28 protein-coding genes and 1 pseudogene are annotated in these 25,596 nt (G+C 45.0%); 22 read left to right on the top strand and 7 right to left on the bottom strand.

From position 1 onward, the window contains the following. The first annotated feature begins 115 nt into the window (after positions 1–115). From BK126_RS29050 to tsaD, 6 genes are all read left to right on the top strand, one after another. A complete protein-coding gene (locus BK126_RS29050) occupies positions 116–439 on the top strand; it encodes a hypothetical protein (RefSeq protein ID WP_143757692.1) in 324 nt (107 codons plus the stop codon). A 1-nt stretch (position 440) separates the two neighbouring features. Continuing rightward, positions 441–626, top strand: coding sequence for an H-type small acid-soluble spore protein (locus BK126_RS07780; protein ID WP_370510356.1), 186 nt, complete (start codon positions 441–443; stop codon positions 624–626). 162 nt (positions 627–788) lie between these two features. Beyond that, the gene (tsaE, locus tag BK126_RS07775) at positions 789–1,271 is read left to right on the top strand and encodes a tRNA (adenosine(37)-N6)-threonylcarbamoyltransferase complex ATPase subunit type 1 TsaE (RefSeq protein WP_076312012.1); all 483 of its coding nucleotides are present in this window, start codon (positions 789–791) and stop codon (positions 1,269–1,271) included. Positions 1,272–1,273: 2 nt separating this feature from the next. Next, complete coding sequence (gene tsaB, locus BK126_RS07770; protein WP_076312011.1) at positions 1,274–2,095, top strand: tRNA (adenosine(37)-N6)-threonylcarbamoyltransferase complex dimerization subunit type 1 TsaB; 822 nt, start codon at positions 1,274–1,276, stop codon at positions 2,093–2,095. Between the two features lie 20 nt (positions 2,096–2,115). Beyond that, positions 2,116–2,637, top strand: coding sequence for a ribosomal protein S18-alanine N-acetyltransferase (gene rimI / locus BK126_RS07765; protein WP_076312010.1), 522 nt, complete (start codon positions 2,116–2,118; stop codon positions 2,635–2,637). After that, positions 2,634–3,680, top strand: coding sequence for a tRNA (adenosine(37)-N6)-threonylcarbamoyltransferase complex transferase subunit TsaD (gene tsaD, locus BK126_RS07760; protein ID WP_076312009.1), 1,047 nt, complete (start codon positions 2,634–2,636; stop codon positions 3,678–3,680). The genes rimI and tsaD overlap by 4 nt, the downstream gene beginning before the upstream one ends. A 673-nt stretch (positions 3,681–4,353) precedes the next feature. Here tsaD and BK126_RS07755 read toward each other — a convergent pair. Next, positions 4,354–6,300 (bottom strand): ABC-F family ATP-binding cassette domain-containing protein, encoded by a 1,947-nt coding sequence (locus BK126_RS07755; protein WP_076312008.1) that lies wholly within the window; start codon positions 6,298–6,300, stop codon positions 4,354–4,356. 415 nt (positions 6,301–6,715) lie between these two features. On the opposite strand from BK126_RS07755, the gene BK126_RS07750 reads away from it, so the two are divergent. The 7 genes from BK126_RS07750 (at position 6,716) to groL (ending at position 11,991) form a co-directional block, all read left to right on the top strand. Next, a complete protein-coding gene (locus BK126_RS07750; RefSeq protein ID WP_083655762.1) occupies positions 6,716–7,399 on the top strand; it encodes a 5-formyltetrahydrofolate cyclo-ligase in 684 nt (227 codons plus the stop codon). Positions 7,400–7,419: 20 nt separating this feature from the next. Beyond that, on the top strand, positions 7,420–7,926 hold the full coding sequence (gene moaC, locus BK126_RS07745; RefSeq protein ID WP_076312007.1) for a cyclic pyranopterin monophosphate synthase MoaC: 507 nt from the start codon (positions 7,420–7,422) through the stop codon (positions 7,924–7,926). Positions 7,927–7,942: 16 nt separating this feature from the next. Beyond that, entirely contained in the window at positions 7,943–8,437 is a 495-nt protein-coding gene (locus BK126_RS07740; RefSeq protein WP_047912169.1) for a MogA/MoaB family molybdenum cofactor biosynthesis protein, read from the top strand. Positions 8,438–8,585: 148 nt separating this feature from the next. Then, positions 8,586–8,828 (top strand): twin-arginine translocase TatA/TatE family subunit, encoded by a 243-nt coding sequence (locus BK126_RS07735; RefSeq protein ID WP_076312006.1) that lies wholly within the window; start codon positions 8,586–8,588, stop codon positions 8,826–8,828. A 107-nt stretch (positions 8,829–8,935) separates the two neighbouring features. Then, positions 8,936–9,721, top strand: coding sequence for a twin-arginine translocase subunit TatC (tatC, locus tag BK126_RS07730; protein ID WP_076312005.1), 786 nt, complete (start codon positions 8,936–8,938; stop codon positions 9,719–9,721). A gap of 216 nt (positions 9,722–9,937) precedes the next feature. Continuing rightward, positions 9,938–10,219 (top strand): co-chaperone GroES, encoded by a 282-nt coding sequence (groES, locus tag BK126_RS07725; RefSeq protein WP_047912166.1) that lies wholly within the window; start codon positions 9,938–9,940, stop codon positions 10,217–10,219. A 137-nt stretch (positions 10,220–10,356) separates the two neighbouring features. Continuing rightward, the gene (gene groL / locus BK126_RS07720) at positions 10,357–11,991 is read left to right on the top strand and encodes a chaperonin GroEL (RefSeq protein WP_076312004.1); all 1,635 of its coding nucleotides are present in this window, start codon (positions 10,357–10,359) and stop codon (positions 11,989–11,991) included. 76 nt (positions 11,992–12,067) lie between these two features. Here the strand turns inward: groL and BK126_RS29790 are convergent, their stop codons facing one another. Together BK126_RS29790 and BK126_RS29785 are read right to left on the bottom strand one after the other, a co-directional pair. Continuing rightward, entirely contained in the window at positions 12,068–12,493 is a 426-nt protein-coding gene (locus BK126_RS29790) for a tyrosine-type recombinase/integrase (RefSeq protein WP_076312003.1), read from the bottom strand. Positions 12,494–12,676: 183 nt separating this feature from the next. Continuing rightward, positions 12,677–12,898 (bottom strand): Arm DNA-binding domain-containing protein, encoded by a 222-nt coding sequence (locus BK126_RS29785; protein ID WP_076312002.1) that lies wholly within the window; start codon positions 12,896–12,898, stop codon positions 12,677–12,679. A gap of 208 nt (positions 12,899–13,106) precedes the next feature. Between BK126_RS29785 and BK126_RS07705 the strand changes: the two genes are divergently transcribed. The 5 genes from BK126_RS07705 (at position 13,107) to BK126_RS07685 (ending at position 16,608) form a co-directional block, all read left to right on the top strand. After that, positions 13,107–13,739, top strand: a complete 633-nt coding sequence (locus BK126_RS07705; RefSeq protein WP_076312001.1) for a TetR/AcrR family transcriptional regulator — start codon at positions 13,107–13,109, stop codon at positions 13,737–13,739. Between the two features lie 127 nt (positions 13,740–13,866). Then, on the top strand, positions 13,867–14,694 hold the full coding sequence (locus BK126_RS07700; RefSeq protein ID WP_076312595.1) for a substrate-binding periplasmic protein: 828 nt from the start codon (positions 13,867–13,869) through the stop codon (positions 14,692–14,694). A gap of 30 nt (positions 14,695–14,724) precedes the next feature. Further along, positions 14,725–15,369: an amino acid ABC transporter permease gene (locus BK126_RS07695; protein WP_076312000.1), complete on the top strand. Its 645-nt coding sequence runs from the start codon at positions 14,725–14,727 to the stop codon at positions 15,367–15,369. Between the two features lie 16 nt (positions 15,370–15,385). Then, on the top strand, positions 15,386–16,132 hold the full coding sequence (locus BK126_RS07690) for an amino acid ABC transporter ATP-binding protein (RefSeq protein WP_076311999.1): 747 nt from the start codon (positions 15,386–15,388) through the stop codon (positions 16,130–16,132). A 53-nt stretch (positions 16,133–16,185) separates the two neighbouring features. Next, positions 16,186–16,608, top strand: a complete 423-nt coding sequence (locus BK126_RS07685) for an OsmC family protein (protein WP_076311998.1) — start codon at positions 16,186–16,188, stop codon at positions 16,606–16,608. A 403-nt stretch (positions 16,609–17,011) separates the two neighbouring features. Here the strand turns inward: BK126_RS07685 and BK126_RS30115 are convergent. Beyond that, positions 17,012–17,194 (bottom strand): annotated as a pseudogene (locus BK126_RS30115) (hypothetical protein). A gap of 418 nt (positions 17,195–17,612) precedes the next feature. On the opposite strand from BK126_RS30115, the gene BK126_RS07675 reads away from it, so the two are divergent. Then, positions 17,613–18,977, top strand: a complete 1,365-nt coding sequence (locus BK126_RS07675) for a TrkH family potassium uptake protein (RefSeq protein WP_076311997.1) — start codon at positions 17,613–17,615, stop codon at positions 18,975–18,977. A gap of 103 nt (positions 18,978–19,080) precedes the next feature. Here the strand turns inward: BK126_RS07675 and BK126_RS07670 are convergent, their stop codons facing one another. Then, complete coding sequence (locus BK126_RS07670; protein ID WP_076311996.1) at positions 19,081–19,926, bottom strand: family 43 glycosylhydrolase; 846 nt, start codon at positions 19,924–19,926, stop codon at positions 19,081–19,083. Between the two features lie 25 nt (positions 19,927–19,951). Continuing rightward, positions 19,952–20,275 carry a glycoside hydrolase family protein gene (locus tag BK126_RS29630; RefSeq protein ID WP_218639242.1) on the bottom strand — a complete coding sequence of 108 codons (324 nt, stop codon included), beginning with the start codon at positions 20,273–20,275 and terminating at the stop codon, positions 19,952–19,954. Positions 20,276–20,511: 236 nt separating this feature from the next. Between BK126_RS29630 and BK126_RS07660 the strand changes: the two genes are divergently transcribed. Next, positions 20,512–21,282: a hypothetical protein gene (locus BK126_RS07660; protein WP_076311994.1), complete on the top strand. Its 771-nt coding sequence runs from the start codon at positions 20,512–20,514 to the stop codon at positions 21,280–21,282. A gap of 162 nt (positions 21,283–21,444) precedes the next feature. Here BK126_RS07660 and BK126_RS07655 read toward each other — a convergent pair whose 3' ends face one another. Next, the gene (locus tag BK126_RS07655; protein ID WP_083655760.1) at positions 21,445–22,335 is read right to left on the bottom strand and encodes an AraC family transcriptional regulator; all 891 of its coding nucleotides are present in this window, start codon (positions 22,333–22,335) and stop codon (positions 21,445–21,447) included. 294 nt (positions 22,336–22,629) lie between these two features. Here BK126_RS07655 and BK126_RS07650 point away from each other — a divergent pair, with 294 nt between their 5' ends. Both BK126_RS07650 and BK126_RS07645 read left to right on the top strand, forming a co-directional pair. Beyond that, positions 22,630–24,288: a glycoside hydrolase family 43 protein gene (locus BK126_RS07650; RefSeq protein WP_076311993.1), complete on the top strand. Its 1,659-nt coding sequence runs from the start codon at positions 22,630–22,632 to the stop codon at positions 24,286–24,288. 22 nt (positions 24,289–24,310) lie between these two features. Then, on the top strand, positions 24,311–25,549 hold the full coding sequence (locus BK126_RS07645) for an MFS transporter (protein ID WP_076311992.1): 1,239 nt from the start codon (positions 24,311–24,313) through the stop codon (positions 25,547–25,549). Positions 25,550–25,596: the final 47 nt, after the last annotated feature.

The following is a 25,596-nucleotide window of genomic DNA, read 5'->3' as shown; positions in this document are numbered from 1 at the left end:
AAGACGTTTGTAATCTTATTCATGGAACGAGAAAAAAGGCTTAGTCAGAGAATGATGCATGATTGGTGCTTCATCCGGACATATTACGGATTAAAAAGGGTGAAGGAGAGAAGACATGTCCAGAACAAGTGATATGTACGAGCCGGACAGAAGAGACAGGGAGAATGGAGATGCAGCTGGATCGGATCGATTCTGGGATGCACTCAGCGGCACGGATATGCTCGCAGCCGATATGGTGGACTGGGAAGAGGTCACCACGCCGGAAGCAAGAGATGAAGAGAGTATAGAAGAGACGGCATTTGACGTAGATCGTATGGTGAACGAAGGCCTGGGCGGTGGACAGGTCACTGACGACAATGGTTATATCGGAGACAGCACTTCAGATGCCCTATTTGATGAGCATGAGCTGGAGATTAATAAGGAAGAAGGAGACTTATAACATGATGGATGCAAACCGTGCAAAAGCGATTTATGAAGCGAAGGAAAATATCTCGGTTAAGCTGGATGGTGAACAGCCTATATGGATTGAGCATGTGGATGTAGAAAACCAAATGGCAACCGTGCAGATCGGCAACAACCCGCTGGAGACGCATACGGTACGAGTGGATCGTTTGGTCGAGAGCTAATCATACGATAATGAATATGCACCCGGGGTCTATGGTACCCCGGGTTTTGTGTGTCTACCTTACCTTGCTTGGACAGATAGGGAACTATATAATGAGGTGAAGGATTTGCCCTGATAACTAGCGAATGGTTTGCTTACGATAGATCGAAAGAAGGTTAGCATATTGAAGTACGAGCATCAGGAGTGGGTGTACCACTCCAGTAGTGTACAGGATACGGAGCGGCTCGCTGCCCGTCTGGCCAAGCTCGCTGTGCCTGGCTCGGTTATCGCCCTTGATGGTGATCTGGGTGCAGGAAAGACGGCATTTTCCAAATATTTTGCACAGTATTTAGGTGTAGAGGGCGTCGTGAATAGTCCGACCTTTACATTGATTAAGGAATATGAAGGCAGACTTGCGTTATATCATATGGATGTCTACCGGATTACGCTTGACGAAGCCGAGGGACTCGGTCTGGAAGAATATTTCTATGGCAGTGGAGTAAGCTTGATTGAATGGTCCAGCATTATCTCGGAGCTGCTGCCGGAGGCACATTTGCATATCCAGATGACGGTAACAGAGACGGGAGATCGTATCATTCGCTTGAATGGTTATGGCTCGCCGTACACGGATTGGTGCGAAGATTTGAAGAGAAGTGGAGTCGATTGAGGATGAAGGAAGAACGGAAGCCGCGTGAGCGGTTTTTGGCGTTGGATACGTCAACAGCGGTACTCGCTGCGGCATTAATGGAGAACGAGACGGTGCTCTCTGAGTCGAATTCACGTGCGGAGCGGAATCATGCCGTCCATGTGGTTCAGGCACTGGAGGATCTAATGAAAGAACAACATATAGAGCGATCTGAAATCGGCGGCATTGCCGTTGGGATCGGACCTGGTTCCTACACTGGTATTCGCATTGCTGTTACAGCGGCGAAGACGCTGGCTTGGGCATGGGATGTGCCTGTTGCAGCTGTGTCCAGTCTGGAGGCACTTGCTTGGGGAGCGCTCGGTTCCTTCAAGGGCAATAAGGGCATCGAATCAGCTGTAACAGATTCCGGAAATCCGGCGAAGTCAGAGCAGTCCAAATACTGGGTCGTTCCCCTGATGGATGCAAGAAGAGGACAGGCCTACACTGCATGGTTTGAAGGGTCCGATGGTGATAAGCCGGTGCACCGGCTTGAAGAGGATGGCATCCGGCTGGTCGAGCCATGGACGCAGAAGCTTGCTGCGCAGTATGAACAGACCGATGCTGCGGGCCGGCCTGCTGGCATTATTTTTGCAGGGGACGTGTCGCAGCACGAAGAGACGATCGAGAAACTGAGAGAACGTTTGTCTTGCGAGCTTGTGTTGATGCCGTATGACATGGAAGGAAGATATGTGGGCAAGCTGGGTTCGCTGAAGCTTAAGGCAGGTCAACACGATGATGTGCATACGCTCATACCGAATTACACACAGCTTGCGGAAGCAGAAGCGAATCTTCTACGCAAAGGATGAAGGGAGTCGTACGTGGAGGCATGGAGAGCAAGGAGCAGACCGGGCGGTTAGAATTTAGATTCATGAAGCTGGAGGACATTCCAGATGTACTCGTCATAGAGCAAGAGTGTTTTACCCTGCCGTGGACGGAAACGGCTTTTGTGAATGAGCTGACACAGAATCATTTTGCGAAATATATGATCATGGAACTGGACGGTCAGGCTATCGGCTATTGCGGAATGTGGACCATCGTGGATGAGGCCCATATTACGAATATTGCGGTGAGAGAAGCCTATCGTGGACGCAAGCTGGGCGAGAAGCTGCTCCATGAGATGATGAAGACGGCAGCTTACCTCGGCATGACGAGAATGACACTTGAAGTTCGGATATCGAATACCGTAGCCCAGAACCTATATAAGAAAAAAGGATTCAAGCCATCAGGACTTCGTAAGGGGTACTATTCCGATAATAATGAAGATGCGCTGATCATGTGGGCGGACTTGCCTGCCAGCATCGATCATGGTTCTGATGGTAAAGAGGAAGGAAGTTTAAAGGATTCATGACACATTCATCCGATACATTACAATCCAGTTATATACTTGCAGTCGAGACCAGCTGTGATGAGACCTCGGTATCTGTCGTCAAGGACGGACGCGAGGTATTAGCAAATCTCATCTCCAGCCAGGTGGAGACGCACAAGGCATTTGGCGGTGTCGTTCCGGAGGTGGCATCCCGCAAGCATGTTGAGGTCATCACACTAATGATCGAAGAGGCGATTGCCGCTTCGGGAGTGAAGCCGCAGGATCTATCAGCCATTGCAGTCACTCAGGGACCAGGTCTTGTCGGGGCACTGCTCGTTGGTATTGTTGCCGCGAAGACACTGGCGATGGCACTCGGCAAGCCGCTCATTGCAACCCATCATATTGCGGGGCATATCTATGCCAATCGCTTGATCGAGGAGCTGCAGTATCCAGCTATGTCATTGGTGGTGTCCGGAGGACATACGGAGCTGGTTCATATGGAAGCGGAAGGGAAATTTGAAGTGATCGGCCGGACTCGGGACGATGCGGTAGGCGAAGCCTATGATAAGGTAGCGCGTGCACTAGGGTGTCCGTATCCGGGAGGTCCCCATGTGGATCGTATGGCGCATGAGGCGGATCACGCTGTGACCCTGCCTAGAGTATGGCTCGAGGCCGATTCCTATGACTTCAGCTTCAGCGGACTCAAATCCGCCGTGCTTAACGTGGTGAACCAGGCCTCTATGAAGAAGGAGACATTGGACCCGGCAGCGGTTGCCCGGGGATTCCAGGAATCCGTTGTTGAGGTGCTGGTTGAAAAAGCCATTCGAGCCGTGCGTGCCTACGGTTCGAAGCAGCTCCTGTTAAGCGGAGGCGTCGCTGCAAACCGTGGTCTTCGTAAGGCGCTGGAAGAGCGCTGCGCCAAGGAAGGTATTCATCTGCTGATTCCACCGATGGAATATTGTACAGATAATGCAGCCATGATTGGCGCGGCAGCACATCTGAAATGGCAGCGAGGCGAGCTGGCCGGTCTTGATCTGCAGGCTCAGCCTGGATTGTCACTCGAAGCGTGGTCCGTTAAGTCGTAAGTGTGGTAAAGTTTATATAGAAGACAATAGAAGCTCGTCTCTCAATACAGACGAGCTTCTTTGCATTTGTCGAGGAATCATTTCACTCGCCAGGATATTGGTTTCTGTTATTTTTGGTTTGAGATTCATAGCCGCTAGAAGATGAGTGATACAACCAATGTATGTGACTACGATTTTTTTGTTGTTGAAGGGCGGAAAATAGCATGGAGGATTGTGAGTTACGGCGGAATTGGACGAGCATTAGCTAAGATAATAAGTAAGGAAGAATACAGCCTATAAACTAGCGAATTATAATAGCCACTTGCGTGTGCAATCACGCCATGTATTTTTTCTTATGTCGAAATTAAACACAGCAATTACTCAAAAGTCGTAAAATGTCAATATGTGCACAAAATTATCCACATATCCGGAAGATTTTGGGGATAAATAGCAAAAGTCGAAATTGGACGTGTTTTCGAAAATGAATGAAAATAACTTCATCCAGCAACCATAAAATTGTGGATAGTGTGGACAATTTAGTGGATAATATTGGTTTTTTCTATAAAACACCTACCATAACGCCAAAAAAACAGCCTCATCGGCTGTTTCAATGGATATATTATCCACTTTTGTTGTGGATAATGTTGTTAATTATTGGAATGCTGCAAATTGTGATCATAATTTGAAACCTTTTTTAATCGGCTAAAGCTTCCCATTCTTCATAAGCAGTGCTGAGATTCGACTTTAATGTCTCAATATGCTGTTGAATTTCCTGGAGCTTCATGTAATCCTGATACACTTCAGGCTTGGCCATTTCGGCCTGCTGCACTTCAATCTGCTCCTCAAGGGTTGCAATCTGTACCTCCAGGCTGTCCAGCTTCCGCTGCCGGTTTCTTTCCTCACGCTTCGCCTGCTTCTCCGCCTGGAAGGTGGCAGCTCCGGATTTCTCTGGTGTTGTCTCTACCACGACGGTCTTATTGGCAGCCGCTTGCTGTTCAAGACGTTCCTGGGCAATCTCCTCAAGATCCTGTTTCTTCTGAACATAGTCATCATAATTTCCTAGGAAATGTTGTGTGCCGTCCGGATTCAATTCAATGATCTGCTCTGCCATCTTGTTCAGGAAGTAGCGGTCATGTGAGATGAACAGCAGGGTGCCTTCATAGTCGATCAGAGCAGACTCCAGCACTTCCTTGCTGAACAGATCCAGATGGTTCGTCGGCTCATCGAGAATGAGAACGTTGGACTCTTGCAGCATCAGCTTGGCAAGCGAGACACGTGCTTTTTCCCCGCCGCTCAAGGAACTGATCTTCTTGGTCACATCATCTCCGCTGAACAGGAAATTACCAAGCACAGTCCGAATACGCGCCTCCTCCATGTGAGGATACTCGCTCCACAGCTCTTCAAGCACGGTATTTTGCGGATTAAGGCCGGTCTGCTCCTGATCGTAGTAGCCTACCTTAATCTTGGTGCCCCAGTTAATAGTCCCGGTTCGTGGATTCATCTGTCCGGTGAGACATTTCAGTAATGTAGATTTGCCAATTCCGTTCGGTCCGATGAGGGCAACTGTCTCGCCGCGGCGCAGATCAAATTGGGCATGCTCGAACAGCGGCTTGCTGGGATCCTCGAAGCTTACCGAGAGGTCTCGAACCTGGAGCACCTCTTTGCCGGACATATAAGCGATGTCAAATGAGAAGTGTGCCTTCTTCAGCTCGCCCTGCGGACGATCCAGACGGTCCATTTTCTCCAGTGCCTTGCGCCGGCTCTGGGCTCTCTTGGTCGTAGATGCACGGACGATATTCCGCTGTACAAAAGCCTCCATCTTCGCGATTTCATCCTGCTGCTTCTCATATTGCTTCAGCTGAGACTCGTATTCTGCAGCTTTGATCTCCATATAGCGGCTGTAATTGCCTGTATATTTCTTGGAGCGATGACGTTCGATTTCGACGATGCTCGTTACCAGCCGGTCAAGAAAATACCGGTCATGGGATACGACGAGCAGTGCGCCGGAGTAACTGCGAAGATAGTCTTCGAGCCAGGTCAGTGTTTCGATATCCAGATGGTTCGTCGGCTCATCCAGCATGAGCAGATCCGGAGCCAGCAGCAATATTCGGGCAAGTGCCAGTCTTGTCTTCTGACCGCCGCTAAGTGTAGATATCTTCGTGTCCGCCGGAAATTCGCCAAATCCCATCCCGTGCAGCACGCTGCGAATCTTCGTTTCAATCTCGTAACCGCCCCGGTCCTTGAACCAATCGGAACGTCTGGCGTATCGCTCCAGTAATTCTGCGTATTTCTTCTCATCCTCCATATATTTCGGATCCGAGATCTGCTGCTCCATGCGCCGAAGCTCGGCTTCTGCTTCAATCAGATCCGCGAATACCTTGCGCATCTCCTCCCAGATCGTTCCGTCTGATTCAAGACCGCTGTTCTGAGCGAGATATCCGAGCGTAGTTTCCTTGGCTTTGAAGATCTGCCCGCCGTCGTAGGACATTTCTCCTGCGAGGATCTTCAGCAGTGTGGATTTGCCTGCGCCGTTGACACCGACGAGTCCGATGCGTTCACGCTCTAATATTTGTAGGCTGACACCTTCTAGAATACTGTCAATGCCGTATCTTTTAATAATTCCACTAGCCTGAAAAAGCATGATGGTTCCTCCGTTAATGTAATCTTCGTTCTGTAGCTGAATAGGGCTGTAAACATACTATTTCTAGTGTACATGAAAAAGGGAAGCTTTGCATCGCATAGAACAGGTTAAAACATTTAAGCACCGTGTTTTCTTCTGTTGATTCTCTCCTTGAGGCTTATAGTCTTTTCTTCGAATAGATGATAAACTAAAAAATGAAAAGAAAGCATGTAATCTATTTCATATTACTTGAAATGAACTTCAGCAGAATCATATGTATATCTCACTGAAATGATGAATTTGAACCTATATATAGACAAGCTGTACCGATTTGATCTATATATCCATTTGATCAGACCTGCTCAGGGGATTATGAAATGGATTTAAACTTTTTCATTCCATTTGATGAAGAATAGACTGGAAGGTGCGTAATCCAATGGAGATGGACCAACAGCAAGGCCGCAAGAAGCAGCTTCGTTCTAAGATGCATCAAATTCGAGATGCCCTATCCATTGACGTACGACTCCAAATCTCTGAGCAGCTCTGCCAACACGCGATTCATGAGATAGAGCAGCTGAGAGTACTTACGAATAAGGACAGACTGGTTATCTTCTCTTATATTGCATACCGCAGTGAAGCCGATACTGCCCCGATCCTTAAGTATGGTTTTGAGCAACAGGATATTGTTCTCGTTCCTAGAGTAAACGAGAATTCCTCTCTAATGGAGCTTCGGCGAATTCATGGGATGCAGGATGTTCAGCCTGGCAGATGGGGGATTCTAGAACCTGCTGCCAACACGGAGGTATGGGAACGAGAGCGATGGACAGACATCGATCTCGTTATCGTGCCGGGACTCGCCTATGATCTTCAAGGCGGCCGAATCGGATACGGTGGAGGCTATTACGACCGGTTCGCAGGAGAGGTTCGTGCCCGAATTCTTGCGTCCACGTTGTCTGGTAAGCAGGTGCCGGAGCAGATGACAGATCAGGTGACAGAGCCCGTATATGCAGGGCTTGTACTGCCTGGACAGCTGCTTCCGGCAGGAGAGATCCCCATGGAGCCGCAGGACTTCAGATTGAACCTGCTGTTCACGGAGCACGGCGTATTACATATACAATGAACGAAGGAAAGTGATGAGTCATGAATATGAATTCAGGAGAAGGACAGGCGGGGAACGGTTCATTTACGCATTTTAACGAGCAGGGCCGTGCACGCATGGTGGATATATCTGGGAAGGCGGTAACCGCGAGGACAGCCGTTGCCGAATCCAGGCTCACGATGGCAGAGACCACACTGCAGGCGATCAAGGAAGGCCGGATTGGTAAAGGCGATGTGCTCGCCGTAGCTCAGGTGGCTGGAATTCAGGGTGCGAAGAGAACCTCGGACTGGATTCCAATGTGTCATCCGCTTCCGCTCACAGGTGTGAATATCTCCTTCAGCGATAATGGCGTGAATGAATTGTATATTGAAGTAACGGTGAAGACAGAAGGAAAAACCGGTGTGGAGATGGAAGCTTTAACAGCAGCATCTGCTGCCGCACTGACCATATATGATATGTGTAAGGCATTACAGAAAGATATGGTGATCGGGCCTACACAGCTCGTATCCAAAACAGGCGGTAAAAACGGAGATTATTATTCCAAATAGGGGGAAGGGTGATCTTATGTTGTGGAAGACAGCGATCCTGACGGCAAGTGACAAAGGAGCGCGAGGAGAACGGGAAGATACAAGTGCACAGGTCATCCGTGAACTAGTGGAGGAAGAGCTCGGCGGAGAAATTATCGAGTATCGCATCGTCCCTGATGAGCCGGATGAGATCATTGCGGCGCTTATTGAAATGACCGATTATTTTCATGCGGACCTTGTCCTTACGACGGGCGGAACTGAGCTTGCAATAAGGGATGTCACGCCAGAAGCGACACGTAGAATCATAGACCGTGAAGTTCCAGGAATGGCGGAAGCGATGCGGAGTACGGTCCTCCAGAAGAATCGGGCAGCCATGCTGTTCAGAGGGATCGTCGGTATTCGCGGGAGAACGCTGATTGTGAATCTGCCGGGTACACCGAAGGGGGTTCATGAGAATCTCGCTGCGATTATGGATCAGCTTCCTGAAGCGCTGCTAATGGTCACAGGACAATTCAGACAACCAGATTTATAGTACAAATAGGACGTATGGCTGAATAAGCTCATTTTTCCAGATTGTTGAGATATGGTCTATGTATGTGTTTGCATTTATGATATGATTCAAATCAGATAGACTTGGATTTTATTGGATACATATCCATACACAAGAAGGAGGAGCAGGAATGCCGAATATCGGACCTACAGGCTTTATTCTCATCGTCGTTGTTGCTTTGCTGCTGTTTGGACCTAATAAGCTGCCTGAGCTTGGACGGGCAGTGGGCAGAACCTTCCGGGAATTCAAGAATGGCGCACAGGAGATTATGTCGGATGACAGTTCTTCTTCCAGGAAGGAATCTGGCACAGCAGCATCGAAGATAGAGGAGACGAAGGCAACTACGGTGGAGGACAAGCGTCTGCCGGAATAACGTGCCCATGACACTTTTTATGTACACAGAATGAAGCAGCACCCCTTCTCTTTTAGAAGGGTTTTGTTTTTTCTATCATGTGAGAGCAGAGAGGGAGTGTATTCAAGATGTCGGAACTCAAAGAGGGAATGTCGCTGGTAGATCACCTGGGGGAGCTTAGAAGACGTCTTGTTGCGGTGCTGGCCGTTTTTGTCCTAGGACTGGTGGGTGGTTTTTTTGTCAGTGATCCGATCTACACGTATTTAACGCAAGAGGGGCCGATCGCAAGTTATGATATTGAGCTTCATGCTTTGACCTTATGGGATGGACTTAGTATGTATATGAAGATTGCGCTGCTTTTTTCATTAATCGTTACGCTTCCCTTCACAGCCTATCAGGTGTGGAAATTTGTTAGTCCCGGTCTTAAGCCTCATGAACAGAAAGCCACGCTCCGCTACATTCCTTACGTCTTCTTACTGTTTCTTGTGGGGATCGCGTTCTCCTATTTCGTTGTCTTTCCCATGGCCGTAGGCTTTACTAATAAGATCAATGTCAGCTTGGGCCTGGTAGAAACGTACGGTATGGCACAGTTCTTCACATTTATGTTCAATCTGATCCTTCCTATATCGCTGCTGTTCGAGCTGCCCGTCATCGTCATGTTCCTGACAAAACTGAGAATTATTAATCCACTTCGGCTCAAGAAAATGCGCAAAATTTCATACTTCGTGCTGGTCGTCATCGCTGTATTCGTTACTCCGCCTGATTTTATCTCGGATGTTATTGTGATTATTCCTCTTATTCTTCTTTATGAATTCAGTGTGTTCTTATCTGCAGTCGTCTACCGCAAGCAGCTCGAAGAGAAGGAAGAGTATGAAGCGAGATATGTGAAGCTGGATTCGGGTGAGAAAGCTTAATTCTCCGGGCATATTTTAGACAGCGATGGATAGAATGGTAGAGGGCTTGCCAGCGGATGGACAAAACTTCATCTGAATTTGTTTAAAAGGACTTGAAATCAGTCTCTAATTTCAGTATCATGAAATTGGTTGTTAGCACTGACGACTGTCGAGTGCTAATAGTAAGTGCAGCAACCGTAACATATGTAACAATATCAATTAAGGAGGCTATTTTTCATGATCAGACCTTTAGGTGAACGCGTATTGGTAGAACCGATCGAACAAGAACAAACAACAGCTCTAGGAATCGTACTTCCGGATTCTGCTAAGGAAAAACCGCAAGAGGGCAAAATTATTGCTGTTGGCGCTGGAAGCTTGAAAGATGGAGTTCGTGTTCCTCTTGAAGTAAAAGAAGGCGACCGCGTAATCTTCTCCAAATATGCTGGCACAGAGATCAAATATGAAGGTAAAGAATATTTGATTATGAAAGAAAGCGACATTCACGCCATTCTTGGTTAATACAAGGGATCGTGAATAAGTTTGAATTCAGCAGCTTACTCGTAGTATTCGGTATTTGAACTTACACTTAATATGACCGCTCTTACGCGGCTGTACTTAGAATATGGTATATACATTATTAGGGAGGTTTTTCACCAATGGCAAAAGATATTAAATTCAGTGAAGACGCTCGCCGTTCCATGCTTCGTGGTGTGGACGCTTTGGCTAATGCAGTAAAAGTAACGCTCGGACCAAAAGGACGCAACGTCGTTCTTGAGAAAAAATTCGGCAGCCCGCTCATCACAAATGACGGTGTAACGATTGCAAAAGAAATCGAGCTGGAAGATGCATTTGAGAACATGGGTGCTCAGCTGGTTAAAGAAGTTGCAACCAAAACCAACGATGTAGCTGGTGACGGTACAACGACGGCAACTGTACTTGCTCAAGCTCTGATTACAGAAGGTCTGAAGAACGTAACTGCGGGCGCTAGCCCAATCGGTATCCGTAAAGGGATCGACAAAGCGGTTCGTGCAGCAGTAGAAGAACTGCGCAGCATCTCCAAGCCGGTGGAGAACAAGCAATCCATCGCTCAAGTTGCGGCAATCTCCGCAGCTGACGAAGAAGTAGGCGAACTGATCGCTGAAGCTATGGAAAAAGTGGGTAACGACGGTGTTATCACTGTTGAAGAATCCCGTGGATTCGAAACAGAGCTTGAAGTGGTTGAAGGTATGCAGTTCGACCGCGGATACATTTCTCCGTACATGATTACAGACACTGACAAAATGGAAGCTGTCCTCGACAATCCTTACATTTTGATCACTGACAAGAAGATCACAAACACGCAAGAGATCTTGCCTGTACTTGAGAAGATCGTTCAACAATCCAAGCCACTTCTCTTGATCGCAGAAGACATCGAAGGCGAAGCGCAAGCGATGCTGATCGTAAACAAACTGCGCGGTACATTCAATGCAGTAGCAGTTAAAGCTCCTGGATTTGGTGACCGTCGTAAAGCCATGCTGCAAGATATCGCTGCTCTGACTGGCGGCCAAGTGATCACAGAAGAACTGGGTCTTGACCTGAAAACAGCTTCTATCGATCAACTGGGTACAGCTCGTCAAGTACGTGTAACTAAAGAAAACACAATCATCGTTGACGGTGCAGGAAGCAAAGAAGACATCGATGCACGTGTTAAACAAATTCGTTCCCAATTGGAAGAAACCACTTCCGAATTCGATAAAGAGAAATTGCAAGAGCGTCTGGCTAAACTGGCTGGCGGCGTAGCTGTCATCAAAGTGGGTGCGGCAACGGAAACTGAACTCAAAGAGCGTAAACTGCGTATCGAAGATGCGCTGAACGCAACTCGTGCTGCAGTTGAAGAAGGTATCGTATCCGGTGGTGGTACTGCCCTGGTTAACGTATACGGTGCTGTATCTGCAGTAGCTGATCAACTGCAAGGTGACGAGCAAACAGGTGTGAACATCGTACTTCGCGCACTGGAAGCTCCAATTCGCACAATCGCTGCTAACGCAGGTGAAGAAGGTTCCGTTATCGTGGATCGTCTGAAACGCGAAGAAGTTGGCGTAGGCTACAACGCAGCGAACGGCGAGTGGGTAAACATGATCGACGCTGGTATCGTTGACCCTGCCAAAGTAACTCGTTACGCACTGCAAAACGCAGCTTCCGTAGCAGCGATGTTCTTGACGACTGAAGCGGTTATCGCTGATAAGCCAGAACCAGCAGCTCCTGCAGCTCCAGACATGGGCGGCATGGGTGGAATGGGCGGCATGATGTAATAAGGGCCTTGAAGCCTTGATTTATAAGGGTTTGTGAATGTGGGGAAGGCCATTTTCCACTTAAGGTAGTAAAAAATTAGAGACCTTTCATTAGTTGAGCAAACTTTTGAGAGGTCTCTTTTTTCAGTAACGTGGCGATAAGTGTTCCTTGTAGTATCGTCTTCCGTGTGACCCAATCTTTCCATAATGTCTTCCAATACGACTCCTGCTTCTGCAAGCAAGGAGGTATGTGTATGACGATATCCTCTACAACAATGGTAGGAACAGAACCCATTGTTTTCGGTGTGCCTAATTCGAACTGCATGGTATTATTCCTTGGATTGTAGTACGTTTTGACAATTCTAATGCTGCTTTTCCTGAAATCAATATCTGACCACTGAAGTGACACTATTTCATCGACGCGCATTCCTGTGTAGGCCAGGACTAGGAAGATTAAATAATCCATCTCCAATCCTTTTTTGTCGGATGTATCGAGGAATAATGCGAGCTCTTCTTTTTCCATGTACTTTGGAACTTCAGGCTCCTTTAATTCTTCAAGGGTCTTTTCTAATTAGATCTTTTTCAATCGCCTTTTTGAAAATCATACGTCCCGTGCGATGTACCCCATCCACTGTGTTACCAGTGTAACTTTTCTTTAAAGCATATAAAGCCTGTATGTACATTTCTGTAGTGTTATTCTTCAGCTTTACATGAAGTCCTTAAATAACATCTTGCTTTCCTCGATATACGCTCCATGTCTTACCTCATACAAAAGTTCATTGGTTACGTCATGAGCTTCCTCTTGTGTTTGAAAGCCACTTCTTTGTTTTTGTCTTCTTTCCCCTGATACTGGCTCTGGGCCTAAGTCTACTGTAAAGGCATACTTAGCACCGCACGTGCATTTTTCTTTTTTCCCTTGCCACCACATGTACAATGCTTGTATTCCTGCAAATCCTTATATGCCAAATAAGCAGAAGTCAGTTCCATTACGCTGGAATAGCGTTTGTTCACAATCTCCTTCAGTTCGTTGTTGATTGTCTGCCCGATCGCAACTGTTTAAAACCATATTGACAATAACCTAGTTATCCCATAGGATATAGTTAACTGACTGACTGATCAATCGGGAGGGTATTGAAATGTCCAAAGTAAATGATAAGGAACCTGGAGAAGAACGCCGGGATCAGATTATACGTATTGCGATGCAGCGATTTGCGACTCATGGGTATCACCAGACCAAGATATCGGATATTGTTCGTGAAGCTGGTGTAGCTCAAGGGACGTTTTATTGGCATTTTAAGAGTAAGGAAGCCATCGCTGAAGAGATTGTGTTAACAGGCAGAGAGAAACTGCTTGAAGCGATCGGTCAGGGTTATCGAAAGGATGCAGGATCGGTTGAGGATATGGTCAAGGCGTCAGAGCGATTGTTCATCCGCTTGTTCTCTTTTGCCGCAGATAACCGTTACTTTATGGAGCTGCTGCTGAAAGGTGTCGTGACCGAAGAATCGGTACGTCGTCTGGTTGAGGACACACGCGGTGCTGTGGAGTCGGCTTTCCGGCATAACATGGAACGTGCCATAGAACTGGGCATGCTGCCACCTTCAATGGATGTGCCTGTACGGGCTGCTCTACTGGTGAGCATGATCGAAGGCATGATCTCCCGCTGGCTGTTTGGCTCTGTGGAGCTGCATGAAGGCATATCGGCCAAGACAGCTGAATCGCTCGCTGCGGAAGCATCCAGCTTTGAATTTTACGGTTTGCTGGGGACGTAATGATGTGCTGTATTTAGGGCTTTTTTACATGATTGGACATAAGCAGGGAATAATGGATACAACTATTACACATGAATGAGAGGAAGTTAACATGATGAATAATGGAACACCAAGTAACGGCAAAAAGATGCGCAAAAGTTGGATGCTGACGGCAATTCTGCTTATGGTTGTACTGGTTGTAAGTGCATGCGGCAGCAAAACAACCGACAATGGCAGCAGTAATGGAGCACAAGCAAGTAATGAACTGGAACAGATCAAGTCAGCGGGCACCATGAAAGTGGGTATGATGGGTACATACCGTCCATACAACTTCCTGAATGACAACAAGGAGATGGATGGTTTTGATGCAGATATCGCACGTGAGGTTGCCAAGCGCCTTGGGGTTGAAGTTGAGTTTGTCTCCCAGGAATTCTCTGGCCTGACACCAAGCCTGCAATCGAAAAAGATTGATGCCATTATCAGCCAGATGACGATCACCGATGAACGGAAACAGGCGCTCGATTTCAGTGAAGGGTATATTACAAACCAAGTCAAAATCATTGTGAAAAACGATAATAACGATATTACTAAACTCGAAGATTTCAAAGGGAAAACGATTGGCGTAGGTCTGGGCACAAATGATGAAACTTATCTGCGTAACGAAGTGCTGCCGAAAGTGGGAGACTTCACCATTAAGACGTATGACGATGTCATCACATCGCTTAAGGATCTGGATGCAGGACGCATTGATGCAACAATCAACAACCTCTACGCGCTTAAACCCATTATTGATTCCAACGGATTCAAGATTAAGGCTGTAGGTGAACCGATTAAGAGTGACCAAGCCGGTATTGCTGTTCGGAAAAATAATCCGGAACTTGTTGCAGCGCTGAACGAAGCCCTTCAAGGCATGAAAGAAGATGGCACGTACAATACCATTTTCAAAAAATGGTTTGGTGAAGAGCCTGCGCAATAATGACCGGCAAGGCGAAGGGAAGTTTGATCCATGGAACTGGTATTTGAGAATATCCCCTTCTTTTTGAAGGGGGCATATTACACGCTTTATGTGACCATAATTTCAATGTTTTTTGCATTTTTGATCGGTGTAATTGTAGCTGTTGTCCGGCTGAAAGGCCCACTATGGCTTCGGATGATCGCACGATTCTACGTATCCATCATGCGGGGAACCCCGCTGTTGGTGCAATTATTTGTTATCTATTACGGATTGGTCGATTATGGTGTAACCCTGGGATCGCTCACAGCCGCCTGTCTAGGACTGAGTTTGAATGCAGGCGCATTCCTGTCTGAGACATTCCGGGGTGCCATTCAGGCAGTACCGAAAGGGCAGACAGAGGCGGCTTATGCTACAGGGATGACCCCTTTTCAAACCATGAAGCGGATCGTGTTTCCTCAGGCTGTCCGGATTGCCATTCCACCGATGGGGAATACCTTTATTGGTATGCTGAAGGAAACATCACTGGTGGCAACGATCGGTGTAACGGAGCTTCTGCGCTCAGCACAGCTTCTGGTATCGCAATATGCTTTGAATATGCCGTTTTATCTTGCAATTGGTGTGATGTACTGGATTATGAGTATCGGCTTCTCGGCCATTCTGGAACAAGTGGAGCGCCGGTTGGCCCGGGCTTACTGATGGAGGGAGAGAACCGATGATAACAACAACTGGACTGAAGAAACATTTTGGAAAACATGAAGTACTTACGAATATTGATCTGCACGTGAATGAAAAAGATATCGTAGTGCTGTTAGGACCGAGTGGTTCGGGCAAAAGTACGCTGCTTCGCTGTTTGAATGGACTTGAAAAACTGTCTGGCGGAAAGATCGAAGTGAACGGCATTATCGTAGACAGCAATGATCCGCTGCGAGTTCAGCGCTCACGGGTGCTTGAAATCCGCCGTCAGACTGGCATGGTGTTTCAGCAATTCAACCTTTATCCGCACAAAACGGTACTGGGAAATGTGATGGAAGGCCTCGTGACAGTGAAGAAAATCAAGCGCGACGAAGCGGCCGAACGCGGCCGCATTCTGCTGGATCGTGTAGGACTATCGGACAAGCAGGATGCCTATCCATCCCGCTTGTCAGGTGGACAACAGCAGCGTGTTGCGATTGCTCGTGCACTTGCCATGGAACCGGAAGTGATGCTGTTCGATGAGCCGACTTCAGCTCTGGACCCCGAACTTGTAGGCGAGGTTCTTTCGGTCATGAAGGAGTTGGCACAGGAAGGCATGACGATGCTGGTGGTCACGCATGAACTGAGGTTTGCCCGGAATGTGGCCAATAAGATCGTATTTATGGCAGACGGTTCGATCGTGGAAGAGGGCAGTCCACAGGCGTTTTTTGAACATCCGGAACAGGAACGAACACGAAGATTTTTGCAGCAAATTACTGAATTCTAAGTCTTCACGGATATGTGCAGATTGTAACCATTCTAAGAAAGAAGGATAACAACATGAATGTAACAACCGTATGGAAAGGCAAACGCGCGTTTACTTCCGAAGGACCCTCTGGTTATGCCGTAGGCATGGATGCCACAGCTGCTTATGGCGGTGACAGTAAGGGTGCTACACCGATGGAACTGTTGCTTGCTGGTCTTGGAGGATGCATGGGGATTGATATTACGATGATTCTGGATGCCTTCCTGGACAAAATCACCGGAATTGAGATTGAAGCTCAGGGTACACGCAGTGAAGGGATGCCCAAAGGTTTTACGTCCATTGACCTCATCTTCAAAGTCGACGGAGATATCCCGGATTATCGTATCTGGAAAGCCATCCAGATGGCTGAAGAAAAATACTGCGCTGTATCGGCTTCATTGAGCGCGGATATTCATCCTAAGCTGATTCTGAATGGGGTAGAGACACCCCGTCCTTAATTGATCAATAGCTTCAGCAAAAGGGTCGTGCGTTATCACGCCATCAAGTAAAAAACGTAAATTCGCCTTCAAGATGTTACAGCTTTTCACCTTATGGGCGGCATGATGTAATATAGCCACCCAAAACAGTTGTTGCTCAAGTGTTTGAGCAACATAGCAACATCAAAATTTAACATTTGTTTAACGGAGGCTCCTCATAAGTTCACTGAACTTGTCTGGAGCCTCTTTTTTTTGTGGCGGATTTGACGAACGAGGAATGGCCGAAGGAGGAATGGAGTAAGGGGATGAAGAATGTCTTATTGCAGCGTCAGCATGCTACGAGTAACAGACGCCCCCTCAAGGTTTGTCTGTTACTCCACGGTTATGGCAATTTTCTAATGATTTAAATTTTCAAATATTTGAATTAGGCGACAACCTCAAACTTCAAGGTGTTACATTTACGATGATATATTCACCTCTTGATTTATCCATAATTTGAGATACTTCCTTGGTATGTGTGATTTCAACCCAATCATTTTGTATATCCACCAGCAATTTTAGTTCCACTTTCTCCGTATTTTAAACCGCTATAAGTTAATTTCGTCAAGCGTACTTTCCATTTTGATGCTCATAAAAATTTCCCAATCCGAATCCGTGCTTATAGGAAAATAGATACCCTTTAGACATAATTCGACAGTAACTGCTAGTTTAAATGGTATATTTTATTATTAAAAATTTAAGTAGTCGAATGAGGATACTTGAAGATTATCGAGATTTCACACCACTTTATTCTTGTATCTAGTGTCAAATGTATAACTTCATAAGCGGAACCGCCGTATGCGGACCCGCATGTATGGTGGTGTGAGAGGACGGGGGCTAGCCGCCCCCTCCTTATCTTGTACCTCTCCATTTTTCGTAAATGAATAAATTACAAAGCTTTTTACATAATAAACATAGCTGAATTGCTAGCTGCTTATTAACATCAATATAAGTTGTAAAAGGGTTCGAAAGCGAAGGGGTGCAGTATGATCAAAGTGCGATTAGGGCTGGATAAACTTTCGCCTGCCCAAATTATTGTAGGGTATTATTTGTTAGCCATCCTTATATCTTGTCTATTGTTTAGCCTGCCTGCAGCCTATCGACCCGGGGTAGAAGTGTCTTTTTTTGATACAGTATTCATGGCTGTCAGTGTAGCAACAGACACAGGTATGACTCTGTTTAATATATCGGAGACTTATAGTGTATTCGGATATTTCATTATGATGATCGTATTGCATTTCTCAGGCCTTGGCATTATGGTGATGAACACAGCTCTTTGGTTATTTTTGGGACAGAAAATTGGATTTCGGCAACGGCAGCTTATCATGGTAGATAATAATCAAATCGCACATTCGGGACTCGTTCGATTAGTTAAAGAAATCTTGAAGATGATCCTATTTATTGAACTCCTCGGGGCACTCATTTATGGAGTTTATTTTATCAATTATTTCCCTACATGGGGGGAAGCATTTCTCCAAGGCTTATTTGCATCCGTTACTGCGACGACAAACGCCGGAATAGATATAACCGGTGAATCTTATATTCCCTTCGCAAATGATTATTTTGTACAACTTCTGACCATTATACAAATTATTATTGGATCTATTGGATTCCCTGTATTAATTGAGGTGAAGGAATATTTATCGAGGAAAAAGTTGAAATTTGAGTATTCTTTCCGGTTTTCATTATTCACAAAGTTAACGACGCTTACATACGGTATTCTTATAATTATTGGGACAGGCCTTATCTTACTACTAGAATTTCAGCATTATTTTAAGGATATGTCATGGCATAAATCTTTTTTTTATGCTTTATTTCAGACGGTATCAACAAGAAGCACTGGATTCTCTACAATGGATATTACACAATTTTCAGTACCTACCCTTATAGTGATAGGTATCTTTATGTTTATAGGGGGATCTCCCAATTCAATGGGGGGTGGGATTAGGACGACGACATTAGCTTTAAATTTGTTATTTATTTATACTTTTATGAAAGGAAGGCGTTATGTTAAAATCTTTAATCGGGAAATATATCAGGAAGATATTATAAAATCGCTAGCCATTACGCTATTAGCAGTTTTCATATGTGTAGCCTCGATTATTATGATCATTATTTCCGATACGCAGCAGCAGCTTACGGCTATTTGTTTCGAAGTTTGCTCTGCCTTAGGTACAGTAGGCTTTTCTTTGGGGATTACGCCAGAACTCAGTCATTTTGCCAAGACCATTCTTATGTTTCTAATGTTTATTGGAAGAATTGGTTTTCCTTCGATCTTTCTGATCATCAGGGGAAGAAACAATAAGCAAGAAAAATATCGCTATCCGAAAGAGAAACTTATTATAGGTTAGTATCAATTGACTAGCATCATGTTCCCACTATACCTTAGCAATGAAAACAAAGCCCAATTCCTCTATAAATTGTAGAGAAGTTAGGTCTCTTCGATATTACCTTCTAATTAGCAGGCTCCAAATACCATGATTGTCCGTCGCCACCCCAGTAAGTCCATTGAACAACATCTGCACCATCAGCTGAGCTTATGTTATATACATCTAAAGCTTTTGTACCACCACTGACTTTGGTCTTGATGGCATAGGCACCGTTTACATTTACAATTTCAAATTTTTGCATATCACCGCCCCAATGAGTCCATTGAAGAATATTTGCTCCATCTGTATTCGCACCACCTTTGTTCGATTGATCTTGTCCTGCACTCGTCACGATGGCCGAATTGCCCATTGCATCGGTGTAAGGACCTGTTATACTTGTGGATCGGAATAGACGCATATGATACCCGGCAAAATTATCTGTTGCATTAAGACCATTGTAAGATACATAGAGATAGTAATAGCCTGCAGCCTGATCATAAACAACGTAAGACCCTTCACCGGTACCACCATATCCACCTGATATTCTCTTACCAAAGTACTGATCGGAAGAGTTTGTAGTGGTTGAATAGGTGTAGGAATAATCCCTCAAACCCGTGTTCTTATCTAATTTCATCATAAAGAGCCCGCCAAACCAGGAACCATAGGACATCCACAAATCTCCGTTTGCATCATAAAGCACACTAGGGTCTATGGCATTTGGCGCATAAGATGGATTCCATTTCCCAGATGTTAAATATCTGGATGCTACCGTGTTCGTTCCTGTCACCTTGCTATAATCTGTCTTGGCTGCTTGTGTGGAATTCACGAACCCGCTGTAAACAACAGTTCCTTGATAAGTATAAGGTCCTGCTATATTATCTGCCGTTGCGAGTGCAATGGAAGAATACCAGTTCTCACCATTTACACTCATATACATACACCATTTTTTCATGTCTTTAATTATAGAAGACAGTCGGCGCCCATAAGTTACCAGCCAGATTATAATTGCTGCTGCCTTGTGCAGCCCAAGCTGCACCTACTGAGAAAACGCTTGCATAATTATTGTTGACACTAGTGGTCATATTACTCCATGATGCCAAGTTAGAAGATTCTGCATTAACCATATGGGTACCAAAGATATAATATTTCCCATTTCCTTTCACAACAGACGGGTCATGGACGGAAGCTCTCGTTGTACTTAGAGCAGCAGCATCAGCACTAGGCGCTTGAAACATCCCCAACGTTTGTAATACCAATACCATTACCAATAACCATTTCATAAATGCTCTCCCATTTTTCATAAACGTTCCCCTTCCAATTAATTTTAAATATGGAATTGATAATCTATATTTTATTTTTGTTTTATGTAAATATTAATAGATTAACTAAAGCATTAAATAAAAAGGTTAAGGTAAATATTTTTCTTGAAAACGGTTATGAAATAATCTATGGTATTACAGCAACTTGTATATGAAGTAGTAACGTTAAATAAAGATTACTAAAATGGAGGTTGTGTATGTTTCTCATTACTAATCCTAAAATCGCTGGATTTACACCGGAGTGGTCCCATTTTAGAGGGTTTTCCATTCTGTTTGATAATCCATCCGACCGCTTATTACCGCTAGATGCGAATGAAGATTTGAAGTTATTAAGCTGTGATATCGAAGCTGAACAATTAGGATTATACAAAAGTCTCAATCAAACACTTATACAATTATCAGAAATGAAGAATACATATCTATTTTGTCCTCTACCTTCTCATTCATATCATGTGACTCTATGGGATGGAATTAATGATGGCAATGTACAGGAGGTATCACGAGCGCATCGGTTTAATGCGGAGGATCTGCTCGATAGTCTACCTCATTCCATTCGGGGAGGAGAGAAGGACTTCTGTAGTATTGATAACCGGCCATTACATATCCATATGGAGGAACCGATTGACTTTCAGTTCGATAAGCTGATTAAATGGGGGAATTCGGTCCTGGTAGCAAGCCTGAAACCTGCAAATTCCCGTTCCGGGGCCGCGTTACATAAGATTGAAGAGGAGAGGAAGTGCCTCATTGAGAAACATAAGGAACGCTTTGGATTAGAAACATGTGGATCTTCCTACACACCTCACATCTCTCTAGGATATTTTGCAAATAAGGAGCTAGCTGAGATGTCTACCTCCCTGATTAGTAATTGGAATGAACGATTTTTATCAAACACGGAGGGACAGATCGTAACTTTCTCAGGTAACAGTCTCTATGGATTTAGCAGCATGGCCACCTTTTATAAAAAATAGTTTGCGAGACAATAAGATATGTAGCTGAGAGGAGTAATTGATAGTACACGTTATACCTATCTGCGCTCTGGAAGTTAATTTAGTTAAATCCATTCCATAACAAATAGCCGCCAAATAGGCGGCCTTTTTTGCGTTGAACAATTTATGCTGAATTTTCCTTTATTAACGACGGGCTTTTTTACGATATTCGGTAGGGTTTGATCCCGTCCATCTTTTAAATTGCCTGCTGAAGTGAGCGAGGTTTTTGTAGCCTAAACGATTTGCGATCTCATTAATGGATATTTCCGGCTGCTGCAGTAACATCTTTGCCTCTTGCAATTTTAGACTCGATAGATATTCACGAGGAGACATACGATAAATCTTCTGAAAAACCTCCAAGCCGTAATTAGGGCTGATCCCGAGAGAAGCGATAATCGGTTGTATATGGATGGAGGTATCTTCGTCCATCTGTATACATTTTTGTTTAAAGCTCCACTTGATGGCTTCTGCAATTTCCTTTGCATATTTTGCGGTTGTCATCGACTGATGACTTCGGATCTCCGTATCCAGCGGCTCGATATCGATGAGAACCTCTAATAGCTCAAAGAGTACCACTTGTGCTCGTAATTTGGCTTTGGAGCCTGTGATATCTGGATCATCCAGGATATTCAGCCATCTCTGAAGACAAGCTCTTAACCTACCGTGATTGGGATTAGCAGGCTGATAGATCCAATCACTATTTTTCATGATTTTCATCCGTAAAGCTGGTTCGTCAATATCAAAATGAGCGCAAAAATAGGTCATAGAATCAGCAGTGACACACTTGTTGGTATGCTCAAAACCCGGAGGAATCAGAAGGATATCCTCTTTCTTGATCATATATTGTTTATTTCCAATCCAGGTTTCCTGTTCCCCATCTAAGACGATCAAGATTTCAAAAGCATGGTGATATTCCTTGGTCATGGACCAATTGGAATAAACAGTTTGTTTGTGTGCACCGAATAAACGTATGTTCCAGTCAATACGTGGAAAAATTTGTGTCTTATAACCCATGAAGCTGTTGTCATATTCCATTCATCAGGCCACCTTTGATTAGGGTAAATTTAACCCTAGTTGTACTAACGTAATGATCGAATAATTATTATTATAATATAGCTATGCAGCAGCAAACGCTTTCTTAAATCAGCTTAAACACTTATGTCCTTTGATTATTTTATCATAGTCAAAATAGAAAGCGGAATCATGAAGTCATTGGGAAGTTTGAGTCAGCAAGAAAAAAAGGGTAAATAAGGAGGTCATGATCGGGGATGTGCTTATCGTATTGAGCAGCGTTCCCAACATAGCATTAGAGAGAGAGGAAGTAGTAAAATGACAGTCATTCAAAATCCTATTATTCCTGGCATGGCACCAGACCCATCTATTATTCGGGTAGGTGAGGTTTATTATATCGCCACATCCACATTTCATTGGAACCCGGGTATCCAAATTTTTAAATCGACGGATTTAGCCCATTGGCAGCTCATTAGCCATGTATTAAAGAACGGTGAGATCAATTTGCGCGGTACCAATACACCGGCTGGAATCTGGGCGCCGCATTTATCCTATGATTCTTCTACGAACAAATATTGGCTGGCCTTTTCCCACATGCTCAATATGGCAGGTCGTGAGTTCAACTCAGACTCCTATGCCGTGTGGGCTGAAGATATAAATGGACCTTGGTCTGATCCAATTTATTTGACTTCTATCGGCTTTGACCCTGCTATTTTTCATGATGAGGATGGAAGACATTATATCTCTACACTCGAATGGGAAACACGCCAAGGGTATCAAGCACCCGGACATATTGTCATCGCCGAGGCTGATCTGAAGCAAGGGGGAATAATCGGTAAATGGCATCGGGTAACGCAAGGGTTTACCAGTCGCGGCTGTGTAGAAGCCCCGCAAGTATATAAGCACAACGGATATTATTATCTGATCCAGGCTGCGGGTGGAACCGGCTATGCACATGGGGTAGAGATTGGGCGATCGAAGAGCATATTTGGCCCTTATGAGCCGCATCCATCTGCTGAACCGATTATTACGTCTTCACCACGTCATCTGTTCTCATTAGGTGATCCGGATGCGGGACATTTTGAAATGTATAATCACCAATCGATCATGCAAAAAGCGGGTCACGGCTCGTTGGTTCAAACCCAAACAGGGGAATGGTATATTGCGCATCTCATGTCGCGTCCACTCGAAGGAACACTTTTAAATCCATTAGGACGTGAAACGTCCATTCAAAAAATGAAGTGGACAGAGGACGGCTGGCTGGAAATGGAGGATGGAACGAATGTAGCCAAGATGGAAGTTCAAGGCATGCAGGGTGTTCCGTTATCGACTAAAATAACGCACGATGTATTTGATCATTTTGACGACAACACCTATGACATCCACTTTATGACGCCTTATCGCGATCAAGGGGCTGCTTGGGTCAATACCACGGAGCGGGCAGGTCATTTACGGATCCATGGCGAGAACTCTTTCTTCTCCCAAGTAAATCCGGCGATTATGGCCACTCGAGCAACATCATTTCATTATAAATTTCAAACCAAGCTTGAATTTCATCCCGATCATTACTCCGAAACAGCGGGTATGGGGCTTTACTATGACTCCAACAATTGGATTTATGCCCATTTGACCTATTCTGAAGCATCCAATTGCACTGTTCTGCAGTTACTGCAAGCGAAATTAGGAAAACGCATCGAGTTTGTACATCACCATATTTCGGTACCTGAAGGTGTTGTTGAGCTGAAGGCTGTTTACCGTTCAGGTATAGTAGATTTCTATTATCGACTCAGTGATGATATGGATTGGAAAGTGTTGGCGGATGGGTTAGATGCTGCTTATTTGTCTGATGAAGGTGTCAACGGGGAACCGGGTGAGATCGGCGGATTTACAGGCTTGTTTAATTTTATTGGCACAGTCGATTCCCATCAGCATGACTCCTTTGCAGATTTTGATTACTACTCAGTGAAAAATGACTAGCCATTAGAGAGGAAGCTCGATCATGAATACCATATCATTGAAACGACTAATACCCGGATTAATTATTGGGCCGGCTTCCTGGCTTGGCCCCTATATTGTAGCTTCGAGCTTGTTCCTCCCAGCTATGATTCAGCATTTGGACGCCGGTAACAAAATTGAATTAGTCGCTTTATTTTCGTCCTTAGGAATGGTCACCGCGGCTCTGTCTAATATGGTTGCCGGATATCTCTCGGATCGGACTAGATCTCGTTTTGGTAAACGCACACCATGGGTTGTCTCCGGTGCCTTTGTATTTATGCTGGCCATGATTCTTGCCTCAATGAGTACGACGATTCCCTTCTTGCTGCTAAGCTGGATGCTGGGACAGATTGCACTGAACTTCATTGTTGCACCGATGATTGCTTGGCTGGATTTGGCTCCTGAAAGTGGCAGAGGAACGGCCTCATCTGCTTATGGCGGATTGGGGATGGCGCTTGGCAACAACGGTTTTTCCATTATAGGAGCTCTCTTCTTAGGACAGTTTCGTTTAGGCTTTATTATATTTGGTATCATAACTTTTGTCGGTACTTTGATTGCTGCATGGATCGTCCGAGAACCATCCAATCTGGGGGAGAAAGTGGATTCATCAGAATCAACAAAAAAGGTGAAGTTTTCTATAAAAGAGCTCAAAACTATTTTTCCATCCTGGTCCGTAGGTCGTGATTATTACTTGGCTCTAACCGGTAAGCTGTTTCAGGGGATTGGAAACTTCGCGATTACAGGTTACCTGTTATATATCATGTCAGATTTCCTGCATAAGGACACAATAGCTACACAACAGTCTGTTCAATTAATTAACACGATCATGCTGATCTTCGGGATTGCGATGGGATTTATAGCCGGACCCGTAGCAGATAAGTTCAAAATATTGAAATTGCCTGTAGGCTTATCTACTATCTTGTTAGGGATCGGTGCATTAAGCATTTTCTTCTTACAAAATGAGACCGGTATCATTATCTATGCCTTTATGGCTGGCCTGGGAATGGGCATCTGGAACTCGCTGGATAACCTATTGAATCTAGAAGTCATTCCGGACAAGAACCGGGTTGGATTTTTCTTAGGATTTTATAATCTGGGGAATACGGTAACTCAAGCGATTGCTCCAGTCATTGCTGCGGTGTTGATCTCATCCGTAGGGTTCTCATCCATTTTTATCATGTCATTTGTATTCTCCATTTTGGGAGGAATCTTGATTCTCTCTATTAAATCTGTGTCTAGATAAAATATAAATGAACCTATAACCACTTCTTATGATCGTATAAGGAGTGG

This window comes from Paenibacillus sp. FSL H7-0326 (genome assembly GCF_001955535.1).
GTDB lineage: Bacteria > Bacillota > Bacilli > Paenibacillales > Paenibacillaceae > Paenibacillus > Paenibacillus shunpengii.
Note: the sequence above shows the minus strand (reverse complement) of the source record. Positions and strands in the feature narration are given on the sequence as shown.

Coding starts and splice junctions, on each gene's coding strand:
- BK126_RS29050 (WP_143757692.1), top strand. CDS start 116: ATGTCCAGAACAAGTGATATGTACGAGCCGGACAGAAGAGACAGGGAG.
- BK126_RS07780 (WP_370510356.1), top strand. CDS start 441: ATGATGGATGCAAACCGTGCAAAAGCGATTTATGAAGCGAAGGAAAAT.
- tsaB (WP_076312011.1), top strand. CDS start 1,274: ATGAAGGAAGAACGGAAGCCGCGTGAGCGGTTTTTGGCGTTGGATACG.
- rimI (WP_076312010.1), top strand. CDS start 2,116: ATGGAGAGCAAGGAGCAGACCGGGCGGTTAGAATTTAGATTCATGAAG.
- tsaD (WP_076312009.1), top strand. CDS start 2,634: ATGACACATTCATCCGATACATTACAATCCAGTTATATACTTGCAGTC.
- BK126_RS07755 (WP_076312008.1), bottom strand. CDS start 6,300: ATGCTTTTTCAGGCTAGTGGAATTATTAAAAGATACGGCATTGACAGT.
- BK126_RS07750 (WP_083655762.1), top strand. CDS start 6,716: ATGGAGATGGACCAACAGCAAGGCCGCAAGAAGCAGCTTCGTTCTAAG.
- moaC (WP_076312007.1), top strand. CDS start 7,420: ATGAATATGAATTCAGGAGAAGGACAGGCGGGGAACGGTTCATTTACG.
- BK126_RS07740 (WP_047912169.1), top strand. CDS start 7,943: ATGTTGTGGAAGACAGCGATCCTGACGGCAAGTGACAAAGGAGCGCGA.
- BK126_RS07735 (WP_076312006.1), top strand. CDS start 8,586: ATGCCGAATATCGGACCTACAGGCTTTATTCTCATCGTCGTTGTTGCT.
- tatC (WP_076312005.1), top strand. CDS start 8,936: ATGTCGGAACTCAAAGAGGGAATGTCGCTGGTAGATCACCTGGGGGAG.
- groES (WP_047912166.1), top strand. CDS start 9,938: ATGATCAGACCTTTAGGTGAACGCGTATTGGTAGAACCGATCGAACAA.
- groL (WP_076312004.1), top strand. CDS start 10,357: ATGGCAAAAGATATTAAATTCAGTGAAGACGCTCGCCGTTCCATGCTT.
- BK126_RS29790 (WP_076312003.1), bottom strand. CDS start 12,493: ATGGAAAAAGAAGAGCTCGCATTATTCCTCGATACATCCGACAAAAAA.
- BK126_RS29785 (WP_076312002.1), bottom strand. CDS start 12,898: ATGTGGTGGCAAGGGAAAAAAGAAAAATGCACGTGCGGTGCTAAGTAT.
- BK126_RS07705 (WP_076312001.1), top strand. CDS start 13,107: ATGTCCAAAGTAAATGATAAGGAACCTGGAGAAGAACGCCGGGATCAG.
- BK126_RS07700 (WP_076312595.1), top strand. CDS start 13,867: ATGCGCAAAAGTTGGATGCTGACGGCAATTCTGCTTATGGTTGTACTG.
- BK126_RS07695 (WP_076312000.1), top strand. CDS start 14,725: ATGGAACTGGTATTTGAGAATATCCCCTTCTTTTTGAAGGGGGCATAT.
- BK126_RS07690 (WP_076311999.1), top strand. CDS start 15,386: ATGATAACAACAACTGGACTGAAGAAACATTTTGGAAAACATGAAGTA.
- BK126_RS07685 (WP_076311998.1), top strand. CDS start 16,186: ATGAATGTAACAACCGTATGGAAAGGCAAACGCGCGTTTACTTCCGAA.
- BK126_RS07675 (WP_076311997.1), top strand. CDS start 17,613: ATGATCAAAGTGCGATTAGGGCTGGATAAACTTTCGCCTGCCCAAATT.
- BK126_RS07670 (WP_076311996.1), bottom strand. CDS start 19,926: ATGAGTGTAAATGGTGAGAACTGGTATTCTTCCATTGCACTCGCAACG.
- BK126_RS29630 (WP_218639242.1), bottom strand. CDS start 20,275: ATGAAATGGTTATTGGTAATGGTATTGGTATTACAAACGTTGGGGATG.
- BK126_RS07660 (WP_076311994.1), top strand. CDS start 20,512: ATGTTTCTCATTACTAATCCTAAAATCGCTGGATTTACACCGGAGTGG.
- BK126_RS07655 (WP_083655760.1), bottom strand. CDS start 22,335: ATGGAATATGACAACAGCTTCATGGGTTATAAGACACAAATTTTTCCA.
- BK126_RS07650 (WP_076311993.1), top strand. CDS start 22,630: ATGACAGTCATTCAAAATCCTATTATTCCTGGCATGGCACCAGACCCA.
- BK126_RS07645 (WP_076311992.1), top strand. CDS start 24,311: ATGAATACCATATCATTGAAACGACTAATACCCGGATTAATTATTGGG.